Here is a 12,503-nt window from a genome sequence, read left to right as displayed (position 1 = left end):
CGACGGTACATCTACTGTCTAAGTAGATGTAAATATGACTCATTGCGAATCTAGTCGCAGTCAACGCGAAAATGGAAGAAACAGAGCCAAATAGGGCATAGGGTGCACGCGCGGATGCCGACTGCTCGGTGAGTCGTCTGCGTATCCGGCTCCTTACGGAGCGTGCTGAACTCGGTCGCCGAAGCCGTAACTCTTTCGAGTGACCGTCGTTGAGTGTGCGGAGGCGGTTGACAGAGGTAGTCCTCGGACAGGTGTCCGAAGGGTTCGTCGATCGCCCAGGTGACGATACGTACCAGCCTGGAGGCTCAAGGTGACGCGCATCAGCTGCGGAGGACGGTCATGACTTCCGTCCTCGTCTGCGACGACTCCCCGCTTGCCCGAGAGGCGCTTCGACGGGCGGTTGCGACCGTGCCCGGTGTCGAGCGCGTGACCACTGCGGCCAATGGCGAGGAGGTCCTCCGCCGCTGGGGGGCCGACCGCTCGGATCTGATTCTGATGGACGTGCGGATGCCCGGCCTCGGCGGTGTCGAGACCGTGCGTCGGCTGCTGTCCGCCGACCCCGGCGCCCGGATCATCATGCTCACGGTGGCCGAGGACCTGGACGGGGTCGCGTTGGCGGTCGCCGCCGGCGCCCGCGGATATCTGCACAAAGACGCCTCGCGCGCCGAACTGCGCGCGACGGTGACCCAGGCCCTGGCCGACCCGACGTGGCGGCTCGCCCCGCGCCGGCTGCGGTCGGCCGAGATGGGGGCCGCGCCGACCCTCACCGCCCGGGAGATCCAGGTGCTGGAGGGCATGAGCCACGGCCGCTCGAACGCCGAGATCGGACGTGAGCTGTTCCTCTCCGAGGACACCGTCAAGACGCACGCGCGGCGGCTTTTCAAGAAGCTGGGCGCCTCCGACCGGGCGCATGCGGTGGCGCTCGGTTTCCGCTGGGGCCTGGTCCGCTGAACCGTTGTGACGTGCAGCGATGCGGGGGAATGAAAATCCCCGCCCGCCCTGTGGCGGGCGGGGCGGCATGATGCCCCGCACGCCGCCAGGCGCCACGGCGGCCCGATTCGCCGCGCGGTGCCGCATGCTTGAGGCATGGAGTTCCTCGGGGACGGGTCGTTCGGGCACGAGGGGAGGGCGCAGGAGATGACAGCCGGCGCACCTGCCGCGCATAACGCTTCGGCGCACAAGCGTGGACCTGATGCCGCGGATCGTTCGCCGTCAAGGCACCATGGACCGATGCGCGATGACGGGAAGCAGGAGATCGGCGCTCTCGTCGCACGCGCCGTCGAGGGGGATCGGCAGGCCACGCACGACCTGCTGGCCCATGTCCACCCACTGGCCCTGCGCTACTGCCGCACCCGGCTCTCCCGGCTGCCCGGCGATGCCCGGCACTTCGTCGAGGACCTGGCGCAGGAGGTCTGTGTCGCGGTGCTGTGTGCGCTGCCCCGCTACCGCGACACCGGGAAGCCCTTCGAGGCGTTCGTCTTCGCGATCGCCGGTCACAAGGTCGCCGATCTCCAGCGGGCCGCGATGCGGCATCCCGGCAGTACGGCCGTGCCCTCGGACGAGATGCCCGAGCAGCCGGACGATTCGCTGGGCCCCGAGGAGCGGGCGCTGCTGAGCAGCGACGCCGAATGGGCCAAGAAGCTGCTGGCCAACCTGCCGGAGAACCAGCGGGAGCTGGTCCTGCTGCGGGTCGCGGTGGGGCTGACGGCCGAGGAGACCGGGCAGATGCTGGGGATGTCGCCCGGTGCGGTGCGGGTGGCCCAGCACCGTGCCCTGAGCAGGCTGCGGGCGCTGGCCGAGCAGTAGTCCGCGCGGAGTGCGGGGTCCGATGGAGTGCCTTTTCGCCCGGTCATCGGCGGGAAAACACCGTAGGAAAGTACGAGTGACGAGCCCCTCATTGCTCGTGGGTTGGGACACTCTACAAGCCCGTTAGCATGGGAGTCCGCGCTGAGGCAAGAGCATTGGGGAAGGTGTCATGAGTGACAACGTCGAGGGTATGCCCGCCAAATTCGCCATGCTCGGGCTGACTTACGACGACGTGCTGCTGCTGCCCGGCGCGTCGGAGGTGCTGCCCAACACCGTGAACACCGCGTCCCGCGTCTCGCGGAACGTCCGGGTGAACATCCCGCTGCTCTCGGCCGCGATGGACAAGGTCACCGAGGCGCGGATGGCGATCGCCATGGCGCGTCAGGGCGGTGCGGGCGTCCTGCACCGCAACCTGTCGATCGAGGACCAGGCCAACCAGGTCGACCTGGTCAAGCGCTCCGAGTCCGGGATGGTCACCGACCCGATCACGGTCCGGCCGGACGCGCCGCTGACCGAGGCGGACGCCCTGTGCGCCAAGTTCCGGATCAGCGGGGTGCCGGTCACCGACGGCGCGGGCAAGCTGCTGGGCATCGTGACCAACCGCGACATGGCCTTCGAGATGGACCGCAGCCGTCAGGTCCGCGAGGTCATGACGCCGATGCCGCTGGTCACCGGCAAGGTCGGCATCTCGGGCGAGGACGCCATCGAGCTGCTGCGCCGCCACAAGATCGAGAAGCTGCCGCTGGTCGACGACGCGGGCGTGCTCAAGGGCCTGATCACCGTCAAGGACTTCGTCAAGGCGGAGAAGTACCCGAACGCCGCCAAGGATGCCGAGGGCCGGCTGATCGTCGGTGCCGCGGTGGGCGTCGGCGACGCGGCCTACGACCGGGCCCAGGCGCTGGTCGAGGCCGGCGCGGACTTCCTGGTCGTGGACAGCGCGCACGGCCACAGCCGCGGCATCCTCGACATGATCGCCAAGATCAAGTCCAACATCGGCGTGGACATCGTCGGCGGCAACGTCGCCACCCGCGACGGCGCCCAGGCGCTGATCGATGCGGGCGTGGACGGCGTGAAGGTCGGCGTCGGCCCCGGCTCCATCTGCACCACGCGGGTGGTCGCCGGCATCGGCGTCCCGCAGGTCACCGCGATCTACGAGGCCGCGCAGGCGTGCCACGCGGCCGGCGTGCCGCTGATCGGCGACGGCGGCCTCCAGTACTCCGGTGACATCGCCAAGGCGATCGCCGCCGGCGCGGACACCGTCATGCTGGGCTCGCTGCTGGCCGGCTGCGAGGAGTCGCCGGGCGAGATGGTCTTCGTCAACGGCAAGCAGTTCAAGTCCTACCGGGGCATGGGCTCGCTGGGTGCGATGCAGTCGCGCGGCCAGGCCCGGTCGTTCTCGAAGGACCGCTACTTCCAGGACAACGTCCTCTCCGAGGACAAGCTGGTGCCCGAGGGCATCGAGGGCCAGGTGCCCTACCGCGGCCCGCTGGCCTCGGTCGCGCACCAGCTCGTCGGCGGTCTGCGCGCCTCCATGGGCTACGTCGGCTCGGCCGACATCCCCGAGCTCAAGGAGAAGGGCCGGTTCGTGCGGATCACCGCGGCGGGCCTGAAGGAGAGCCACCCGCACGACGTGCAGATGGTCACCGAGGCTCCGAACTACGCACGCAGCTGACGGTCTCCTCGACGCCCGCTTCGCCGAGTGGCGGCCGGATGCGCCCCCAGTCTTCCCCGTCGGGGATACTGGGGGCGTATCCGTAGGAAGGCAGAACCAGTGACTGAGATCGAGATCGGGCGCGGCAAGCGCGGCCGCCGGGCATACGCGTTCGACGACATCGCCGTGGTACCCAGTCGGCGCACTCGCGACCCGAAGGAGGTCTCGATCGCCTGGCAGATCGACGCCTACCGCTTCGAGCTGCCGTTCCTGGCGGCCCCGATGGACTCGGTGGTCTCGCCGCAGACCGCGATCCGCATCGGTGAGCTGGGCGGTCTCGGGGTGCTCAACCTCGAAGGGCTGTGGACCCGCTACGAGGACCCGGAGCCGCTGCTGGCGGAGATCGCGGAGCTGGACGGCGCCGCCGCCACCAAGCGGCTCCAGGAGATCTACGCCGCGCCGATCAAGGAAGAGCTGATCGGGCAGCGGATCAAGGAGGTGCGCGACGCCGGTGTGGTCACCGCCGCGGCGCTCTCCCCGCAGCGCACCGCGCAGTTCTCCAAGGCGGTCGTGGACGCGGGGGTGGACATCTTCGTGATCCGCGGCACGACGGTCTCCGCCGAGCACGTCTCCAGTGCCGCGGAGCCGCTGAACCTCAAGCAGTTCATCTACGAGCTGGACGTGCCGGTGATCGTCGGCGGCTGCGCGACGTACACCGCGGCGCTGCACCTGATGCGGACCGGCGCGGCGGGCGTGCTGGTCGGCTTCGGCGGCGGGGCCGCGCACACCACCCGCAACGTCCTGGGCATCCAGGTGCCGATGGCGACCGCAGTGGCCGATGTCGCGGCGGCCCGCCGGGACTACATGGACGAGTCCGGCGGCCGGTACGTGCACGTGATCGCCGACGGCGGGGTGGGCTACTCCGGCGACCTGCCCAAGGCGATCGCCTGCGGTGCGGACGCGGTGATGATGGGCTCGCCGCTGGCGCGGGCGACGGACGCGCCGGGCCGCGGCCACCACTGGGGCATGGAGGCGGTCCACGAGGACGTGCCGCGCGGCAAGCGGGTGGACCTCGGCGTGGTCGGCACGACCGAGGAGGTCCTGTGCGGGCCCTCGACGACGCCGGACGGCTCGATGAACTTCTTCGGCGCGCTGCGCCGGGCGATGGCCACCACGGGCTACTCCGAGTTGAAGGAGTTCCAGCGGGTGGAGGTCACGGTGGCGCCGCGGCGGTAGCCGCCCCGCCCCGGAGGCCCTGCCCCCTTCTGTATGTGCAGGCACCGCACCCCGGTGGGGGTGGGTGAAGCCCGGTCGTGCTTCGGCGCGGCCGGGCTTCGTCGTGCCTACAGGCGGTGGGCGGCGCCGGTGGGGGTGGCGCCGCGGGTGTCCAGGAGGAGTTGCGCCTTGACGGCCAGGCCCTGGAGGTCGTAGGTGCGGTGGGGCTGGAGGAGCACCGTCAGGTCGGCGGCGGAGGCGGCGTCGTAGAGGGATTCGGCGCGGGGGACCGGGCGGCCGCCGACTTCCCACTGGGGGACGTAGGGGTCGTGGTACGTGAGGTGGGCGCCGAGGTCGCGTAGGCGGGCGGCGACCTCGCGGGCCGGGGTGCCGGCCAGGTCGGCGAGGTCGGGCTTGTAGGTGACGCCGAGCAGCAGGATGCGGGCGCCGCGGGCGGACTTGCCGTGCTCGTTGAGGAGGGTGGTGCAGCGCTGGATGACGTAGGCCGGCATCCGGTCGTTGATCTCCTGGGCTAGTTCCACCATCCGGAGCGGCGCGCCGGCCGAACGGCTGCGCGGGGGGCGGTGGTTGGGGTCGATGGGGGCGGCGTGGCCGCCGACGCCGGGGCCGGGGCGGAAGGACTGGAAGCCGAACGGCTTGGTTTCGGCGCAGCGGATGACGTCCCACAGGTCGACGCCGATCTCGTGGCAGTAGACCGCCATCTCGTTCATCAGGGCGATGTTGACGTGCCGGTAGTTGGTCTCCAGCAGGTGGGCGGTCTCCGCCTCGCGGGGGCCGCGGGCGCGGACCACCTTGTCGGTGAGCCGGCTGTAGAAGGCGGCGGCCGCTTCGGTGCAGGCGGGGGTGAGGCCGCCGATGACCTTGGGGGTGTTGCGGTAGCGGTGGGTGCGGTTGCCGGGGTCGTGGCGGGCGGGGGAGCAGGCGAGGTGGAAGTCGCGGCCGGCGGTGAGGCCGGAGCCCGCTTCGAGGAGGGGGCGGAGGACGTTCTCGGTGGTGCCCGGGTAGCCGGCGGATTCGAGGATGACGGTGGTGTGCGGGCGCAGCCGGGTGGCCAGGGTGCGGGCGGCGTCGGCGAGGGCGGACAGGTCCAGGGTGCGGTCCTCGCTGAGCGGGGTGGGGGCGCAGAGGACGGCGGTGCGGACCCGGCCCAGGGCGCCGGGGTCGGTGGTGGTGCGGAAGCCGGCGGCGAGCAGCCGGCGGACCTCGGTGGTGGACAGCGGGCCGCCGGTGCCGGGGAGGGCGGCCGCGCGGGGGTCGGGGTCGTAGCCGATGGTGGTGAGGCCGGCGGCGGTGGCTGCCTGGGCGAGGGGGAGGCCCAAGTGGCCGAGTCCGATGACGGCGAGGTCTGCGGGCATGCTGCGGCCGTCCTTCCCGAGCGAGTGTGTGGGGCCCTGCGCGGTGTCCTCGTGGTGGTCGGGAGTCGTGCGGACGCACCGACCAGCAAAGGGGCATAAGTAGACTAAGCGGATATTTGACCCAGAATGGGTATTGGCGGATCAAGGTGGCCGGGTGTTGCCACCGCGAGCGGAAGGCGGTTGCCGGGACCAGGCGCGGACAGAATCGACGGACGGGGGGTCCGGCTCCGAATCACAGCGGGAGGCAGTGGTGAAGACAGCGACACTCGGACCGGCGCAGCGCGCCAAGGCACTCACCCAGATGGCGGAGCGGGAACTCGACGTACTGGTGGTCGGCGGCGGCGTCGTCGGCGCCGGCACCGCCCTGGACGCCGCGACCCGCGGACTGGACACCGGGCTGGTCGAGGCCCGTGACTGGGCGTCGGGCACCTCCAGCCGGTCGAGCAAGCTCATCCACGGCGGCCTGCGGTATCTGGAGATGCTGGACTTCGCGCTGGTGCGGGAGGCGTTGAAGGAGCGCGGGCTGCTGATCCAGCGGCTGGCGCCCCATCTGGTCAAACCGGTCCCGTTCCTCTATCCGCTCCAGCACAAGGGCTGGGAGCGCTGGTACGCCGGCTCCGGCGTGGCGCTCTACGACGCGATGTCGGTCTCGTCCGGCCACGGCCGGGGGCTGCCCGTGCACCGCCACCTCTCGCACCGCCGAGCGCTGCGGGTGGCGCCCTGTCTGCGGAAGGACGCGCTGGTCGGCGCGTTGCAGTACTACGACGCGCAGATGGACGACGCGCGGTACGTCACCACGCTGGTGCGGACCTCGGCCGCCTACGGGGCGCACGTCGCCAACCGGGCGCGGGTGGTGGGCTTCCTGCGCGAGGGCGAGCGGGTGGTCGGCGCGCGGGTGCAGGACGTCGAGAGCGGGGTGGCGCACGAGATCCGGGCCCGGCAGATCGTCAACGCGACGGGCGTGTGGACCGATGACACCCAGGCGCTGATCGGGGAGCGCGGCCAGTTCCACGTCCGCGCCTCCAAGGGCATCCACCTGGTCGTCCCCAAGGACCGGATCCACTCCACCACCGGGTTGATCCTGCGGACGGAGAAGAGCGTGCTCTTCGTCATCCCGTGGGGGCGGCACTGGATCATCGGCACCACGGACACCGACTGGGACCTGGACAAGGCGCACCCGGCGGCCTCCAGCGCCGACATCGACTACCTGCTGGAGCATGTGAACTCGGTCCTGGCCACCCCGCTCACCAGGGACGACGTGGAGGGCGTCTATGCCGGGCTGCGACCGCTGCTGGCCGGCGAGTCGGACGCCACCAGCAAGCTGTCGCGGGAGCACACCGTCGCCCACCCGGTGCCGGGCCTGGTGGTCGTCGCCGGCGGCAAGTACACCACGTACCGGGTGATGGCCAAGGACGCGGTGGACGAGGCGGTGCACGGGCTGGACGCCCGGGTCGCCGAGTGCGTCACCGAGGACGTGCCGCTGGCGGGCGCGGAGGGCTACCGGGCGCTGTGGAACGCGCGGGCCCGGATCGCCGCCCGGACCGGTGTGCACGTGGCCCGGATAGAGCATCTGCTGAACCGCTACGGGGCGCTGGCCGAGGAGCTGCTGGAGCTGGTGGTGGCCGATCCCTCGCTGGGTCGGCCGCTCGCCGCCGCCGAGGACTACCTGCGTGCCGAGGTCGTCTACGCCTGCACGCACGAGGGCGCCCGGCACCTCGACGACGTGCTGACCCGGCGCACCCGGATCTCCATCGAGACCTTCGACCGCGGCACCCGCAGCGCGCGGGAGGCCGCCGAGTTGATGGCGCCGGCCCTGGGCTGGGACAGCGCGCAGATCGAGAAGGAGATCACGCACTACGAGAAGCGGGTGGAGGCGGAGCGCGAATCGCAGCGCCAGCCCGACGACCTGACGGCCGACGCGGCCCGGCTGGGCGCACCGGACATCGTGCCGCTGACGTAGGCCGGGCCGGGCCCCGGGCCCCCGGTCCGCCGGGTCAGCCCCGCCGGCCGCGGGGCGCGCAGAACTCGGCGGTCAGGAGGGCGGCGCCGTCGGCCCGGTCGGCCGGAGTGTCGGTGTTGACCCGGTAACTGACCAGGTGTCGGCCGTCGGCGGTGCCCGCGGTCTGCGCGTACGAGCCGTTGATGTCGCCGTTGTGGCCCCAGACCGTCACCCCGCAGGGCAGCCGGGTGGCGTAGACGCCCAGGCCGTACGCGCCGCCGGTGGCCCGCTCGCTGCGCAGCTGGGCCATCTGGCGGGGTGCCAGGAGTTCGCCGCCCAGCAGCGCGGCGAAGAAGTGGTTGAGGTCGACCAGAGTGGTGATCATCTCACCGGCCGCGCCGGCCCGGCTGGGGTTGAAGGCGGTGCTGTCCACCCGGTGGCCGTCGATCCGCGAGTAGCCGCGGCCGTGCGGTGCGGGCAGCGCCGGGCTGTTGCCGGGGAACGAGGTGCCGCGCAGGCCGAACGGGGCCAGGATGCGGCGCCGCAGCTCGTCGGCGTACGGGTGGCCGGTGACGCCTTGGATGACCAGGCCGAGGACCAGGTAGTTGGTGTTGGAGTAGGCGTAGCGGGCGCCGGGCGCGGCGGTCGGCGGGTGGCCGAGTGCGATCCGCAGCAGCTCGACCGGGGTGTACCGGTCGTAGCGGTGCGCCGGGAAGCCCGCGCCGGACAGCTGTTCGGCGAGGTGCGCGTCCGCAGTGTAGTTGAACAGGCCACTCGTATGGTCGAGCAGTTGGCGGATCGTCACCCGGCGCAGATCGTTCGCGCCGCCCGCGCCGGTGCGCGGCACTCCGGGCGGCAGGTGGTCCGCGACGCGGTCGTCCAGCCCGAGCCGGCCCTCCCCGACGAGCTGCAGGACCACCGTCGCGACGAGGGTCTTGGTGAGACTGCCGGCCCGGAAGCGGTCCAGGCGGCCCATCTTCCGGCCGCTGCGCAGATCGGCCACGCCGACCGCGGAGAACCGCGAGGCGGCCAGGCGGCCGTCCCAGGTGACCAGCACGGCCGCGCCGGGCGCGCCGTCGGCCACCAGGCGGTGCAGCGCGGCCGCCGTCGCCGCCGGCCGGGACGCTCCCGAGGACGGCACGGAGCTGCGCGCAGTGCCCGTACACGCCGTCAGAACCAGGGCGGCCAGGACGGCCAGGACGGTGCGGGCGGCGGAGCGCGGCGGGCCGGGCGAGGCCGGGCGGAGCGGGCGGAACGGCAAAAAGATCTCCCGTCTTCGGGGCCATCATGACGGGTGTATGGCATCCTCCGGCATCCACCCGGGCCTTCCGCACGGCAGCGGATGAGAGAGAATGAAGGCTCTGCCAGGGTGGGTTGTCCGAGTTGGGCCAGTTTGGTGATCGATGGAGAATCGAGGCTGCCAACTCGGCTGGATTGCAGAGGGGATTCAGTGGGCGACGAGGTCGAGATGGACGGCAAGGAGGGCAGGCTGCTCGCCGGCCGGTACCGGCTCGCCGATGTTCTCGGCCGGGGCGGGATGGGCACCGTCTGGCGGGCCAGCGACGAGGTGCTGGGCCGTACGGTCGCGGTCAAGGAGCTGCGCTTCCCCGGCGGTATCGAAGAGGACGAGAAGCGTCGGCTGATCACCCGCACCCTGCGCGAGGCCAAGGCGATCGCCCGGATCCGCAACAACGGTGCGGTGACGGTCTTCGACGTGGTCGACGAGGACGACCGGCCGTGGATCGTGATGGAACTGGTCGAGGGCCGCTCGCTGGCCGAGGCCGTCCGCGACGACGGCCCGCTCACCCCGCGCCGGGCCGCCGAGGTCGGCCTCGCCGTGCTCGACGTCCTGCGCGCCGCCCACGGCCAGGGCATCCTGCACCGCGATGTGAAGCCGTCCAACGTCCTGATCTCCGACGACGGCCGGGTCGTGCTCACCGACTTCGGCATCGCACAGGTCGAGGGCGACCCGTCGGTGACCTCGACCGGCATGCTCGTCGGCGCGCCCTCGTACATCTCGCCGGAGCGGGCCCGCGGCCAGAAGCCGGGCCCGCCCGCCGACCTGTGGTCGCTGGGCGGTCTGCTGTACGCCTGTGTCGAGGGCGTTCCCCCGTACGACAAGGGCTCGGCGATCGCCACCCTGACCGCCGTGATGACCGAACCGGTCGAGCCGCCCAAGAGCGCCGGGCCGCTGGAGGACGTCATCTACGGCCTGCTGGTGAAGGACCCGGCGGCCCGGCTGGACGAGGCCGGGGCGCGGGCGCTGCTGCAGGAGGTCATCCACGCCCCGGAGCCCGAGCCGGAGCCCCCGATGGACGCGACGCGGGCGATGACGCTGCCCACCGCTCCCGCGGAGCCGGCGCCCGCGGAGCGGTCCGGTGCCAAGTCCGCCAAGAGCGCCGCCAAGCCCCGGGTGCCGAAGAAGCCGAAGGCGAAGCCCGCCGTCGGGGCTGCCGCCGCGTCCGGTGCGGCGGCCGGGACGGCGCGGAAGCCGGAGCGGAAGGCGACGGACAAGGCGCCTCAGAAGGCGGCCGGGAAGGCGGCCGGGGGCGGCGCGGCGGCGAAGCCGGCGGCGGTGCGGGAGTCCGGCGGGCCCGGCAAGGGTGCCGCCGCGGCCCAGGGCGCCGACGGTGGCTCCCCGGCCCGCCCGGGGTTCGCCGCGGACGCCGCCAAGGAGCGGGTGCGGGCGGCCCTGACGTCCGTGCGGAACGCCGCCGCGGCGGCCCGGTCGGACTCCAGACCCGGCGACGGGGACGGCCGTCCCGCCCCGCCGCGCGCCTCGGTGACCGATGTCGTCCCGCGCCGCACGTTGATCATCGGGGTGGTCGTGGTCGTCGTCGTCCTCGGGACGCTGCTGGCCCTGGTGTTCAGCAACGGTGACGCCGGTGACTCCGCGGCCAACGGCGGCAAGGGCGGCAAGGGCACGGCCGCGGGCCGGGACGCGACCCGGTCGGCCTCCGCGAGCCAGGACTCCGGCACGGACGGCGCCGCCGCCTCGGGCGGGGCGCAGCCGGGCGGCGGCACGCCGGGGGCGGGCGGCAAGGGCGGTAAGGACGCCAGCGGCGCCAACGGCGCCAACGGCGCCAACGGCGGGAACGGCGGGAAGAAGGGCGGGGCGGCGGTCCCGGACGGCTTCGCGCAGGTCACCAACGGCGGGTTCCACTTCGCCATGGTGATGCCCAAGGGGTTCAAGCAGACCGACACGGCCGGGCAGAACTCCGGCGCCATATACAGCGCCTCCGGCGGCTTCCCGCGCATCCAGGTCGACTACAACGACTCGCCCGGCCAGGACGCCGCGGCGTCCTGGCGGAGCCTGGAGCCCAGCGTGGCCGGCTCCAGCGACAACTACCACCTGCTGGGCATCAAGGCCATCGACTGGCGCGGCTACCCGACCGTCGCGGACTGGTCGTTCACCCGCCGGCAGGGCGGCGAGGACGTGCGGGTGCTCAACCGCGGCTTCCGGGCCGACGACCACCACGGCTACGCCATCATGATCACCTGCAAGGCGGACGCCTGGGACGACAAGGAGTGCCGGGAGCTGCGGGACACCGCCTTCCGGACCTTCGCGGTGAAGGACTGACCCACCCCGGCGGGCGGACCCGACCCGCCGCGGTGGCGCACCGCCCCACGGCCGCTGGGGACGGACACGGCGCGCGACGCGGTCCGACAGGCTCAACTGTCGGCGCTGCCACGTATCGTGAGAAGTCCACAGTCGTACGCATCCGCCCCGGGCGGGCGCGGCGCACGCTGAGGGGAGGCGCGTCGTGGACGAGTACGCGGGGAGAGTGCTCGCCGAGCGCTACCGCCTGCCGGCGCGGCCGTTCGCCGACGGTTCCGGCGCGGCGGCGGACGGCTTCGAGGTTCCTTTCGCCGACCGGCCCGCCGAGACCCGGGCCTTCGACACCTACAGCGGGCAGGAAGTGCTGATCCGTCAGGTGCCGCTGCCGGAGGTGGTGGACGCCGAGGTGCTGGCGGACGACGGCGGCGGGGCGGACGGGTATCCGGCGGACGGGCGTGCGCAGGATGGTTTCGGCAGCGGCGGCCGGATGGCGGGCCACGGCCGGCGGGCCGCGGCGGGCGCCGAGCGCGATCCCCGGGACCCGGTCGTCCGGCGCGCCCTCCAGGCCGCGACGGCCGCCGCCCAACTCCCCGACCACCCGCTGCTCGACCAGGTCTTCGACGTCTTCGCGCAGGACGGCAGCCTGTGGATCGTCGGGGAGCTGCTCCCGGCCCGCCCGCTGTCCGCAGTCCTCACCGGGCGGACGCTGAGCCCGCACCGCGCCGCGGAGATCGCCGCCGATCTGCTCACCGCCCTGCGCGCCCTGCACGCGCACGGCTGGCTCCACCGCAACATCACCGCCCGGACGGTCCTGGTCTGCGACGACGGCCGGGCCGTGCTGACCGGTCTGGCGGCCGGGGCGGCCCAGGAGGCGCTGTGCGGGTACGACCCGGTGCCGAGGGCGCCGGCCGCGGAGGTCTCGTTGGCCAAGGCGGCCTCGGGGCGCGGTGCCGGGGG

At 72.7% G+C, this 12,503-nt stretch carries 9 protein-coding genes; 7 read left to right on the top strand and 2 right to left on the bottom strand.

What is annotated here, in order from left to right; all coding sequences use genetic code 11:
• The first annotated feature begins 339 nt into the window (after positions 1–339).
• The 4 genes from CG747_RS26625 (at position 340) to CG747_RS26610 (ending at position 4,693) form a co-directional block, all read left to right on the top strand.
• Positions 340–951, top strand: coding sequence for a response regulator transcription factor (locus CG747_RS26625; protein ID WP_003948568.1), 612 nt, complete (start codon positions 340–342; stop codon positions 949–951).
• 279 nt (positions 952–1,230) lie between these two features.
• Positions 1,231–1,806, top strand: coding sequence for a sigma-70 family RNA polymerase sigma factor (locus CG747_RS26620; protein ID WP_018538709.1), 576 nt, complete (start codon positions 1,231–1,233; stop codon positions 1,804–1,806).
• A 169-nt stretch (positions 1,807–1,975) separates the two neighbouring features.
• A complete protein-coding gene (gene guaB / locus CG747_RS26615) occupies positions 1,976–3,478 on the top strand; it encodes an IMP dehydrogenase (RefSeq protein ID WP_100604383.1) in 1,503 nt (500 codons plus the stop codon).
• Positions 3,479–3,577: 99 nt separating this feature from the next.
• The gene (locus CG747_RS26610; protein ID WP_100604382.1) at positions 3,578–4,693 is read left to right on the top strand and encodes a GuaB3 family IMP dehydrogenase-related protein; all 1,116 of its coding nucleotides are present in this window, start codon (positions 3,578–3,580) and stop codon (positions 4,691–4,693) included.
• Between the two features lie 107 nt (positions 4,694–4,800).
• On the opposite strand, the gene CG747_RS26605 is transcribed toward CG747_RS26610, so the two are convergent.
• A complete protein-coding gene (locus CG747_RS26605) occupies positions 4,801–6,048 on the bottom strand; it encodes a nucleotide sugar dehydrogenase (protein ID WP_100604381.1) in 1,248 nt (415 codons plus the stop codon).
• A 250-nt stretch (positions 6,049–6,298) separates the two neighbouring features.
• Between CG747_RS26605 and CG747_RS26600 the strand changes: the two genes are divergently transcribed.
• Complete coding sequence (locus CG747_RS26600; protein WP_100604380.1) at positions 6,299–8,008, top strand: glycerol-3-phosphate dehydrogenase/oxidase; 1,710 nt, start codon at positions 6,299–6,301, stop codon at positions 8,006–8,008.
• 34 nt (positions 8,009–8,042) lie between these two features.
• Here CG747_RS26600 and CG747_RS26595 read toward each other — a convergent pair whose 3' ends face one another.
• Positions 8,043–9,248: a serine hydrolase gene (locus CG747_RS26595; RefSeq protein WP_100604379.1), complete on the bottom strand. Its 1,206-nt coding sequence runs from the start codon at positions 9,246–9,248 to the stop codon at positions 8,043–8,045.
• A gap of 189 nt (positions 9,249–9,437) precedes the next feature.
• On the opposite strand from CG747_RS26595, the gene CG747_RS26590 reads away from it, so the two are divergent.
• Both CG747_RS26590 and CG747_RS26585 read left to right on the top strand, forming a co-directional pair.
• Complete coding sequence (locus CG747_RS26590; protein WP_180985723.1) at positions 9,438–11,567, top strand: serine/threonine-protein kinase; 2,130 nt, start codon at positions 9,438–9,440, stop codon at positions 11,565–11,567.
• A 184-nt stretch (positions 11,568–11,751) separates the two neighbouring features.
• Positions 11,752–12,503: protein kinase (locus CG747_RS26585; RefSeq protein ID WP_180985722.1), on the top strand; the 752-nt coding region annotated here is incomplete at its 3' end.

It is taken from the genome of Streptomyces sp. CB02959, assembly GCF_002803155.1.
GTDB lineage: Bacteria > Actinomycetota > Actinomycetes > Streptomycetales > Streptomycetaceae > Streptomyces.
The sequence above is the reverse complement of the archived record's forward strand: the minus strand, read 5'-3'. Positions and strand labels throughout refer to the sequence as shown.

Excerpts from the sequence above, each read along its gene's own strand:
- CG747_RS26625 (WP_003948568.1), top strand. The coding sequence starts at position 340 with ATGACTTCCGTCCTCGTCTGCGACGACTCCCCGCTTGCCCGAGAGGCG.
- CG747_RS26620 (WP_018538709.1), top strand. The coding sequence starts at position 1,231 with ATGCGCGATGACGGGAAGCAGGAGATCGGCGCTCTCGTCGCACGCGCC.
- guaB (WP_100604383.1), top strand. The coding sequence starts at position 1,976 with ATGAGTGACAACGTCGAGGGTATGCCCGCCAAATTCGCCATGCTCGGG.
- CG747_RS26605 (WP_100604381.1), bottom strand. The coding sequence starts at position 6,048 with ATGCCCGCAGACCTCGCCGTCATCGGACTCGGCCACTTGGGCCTCCCC.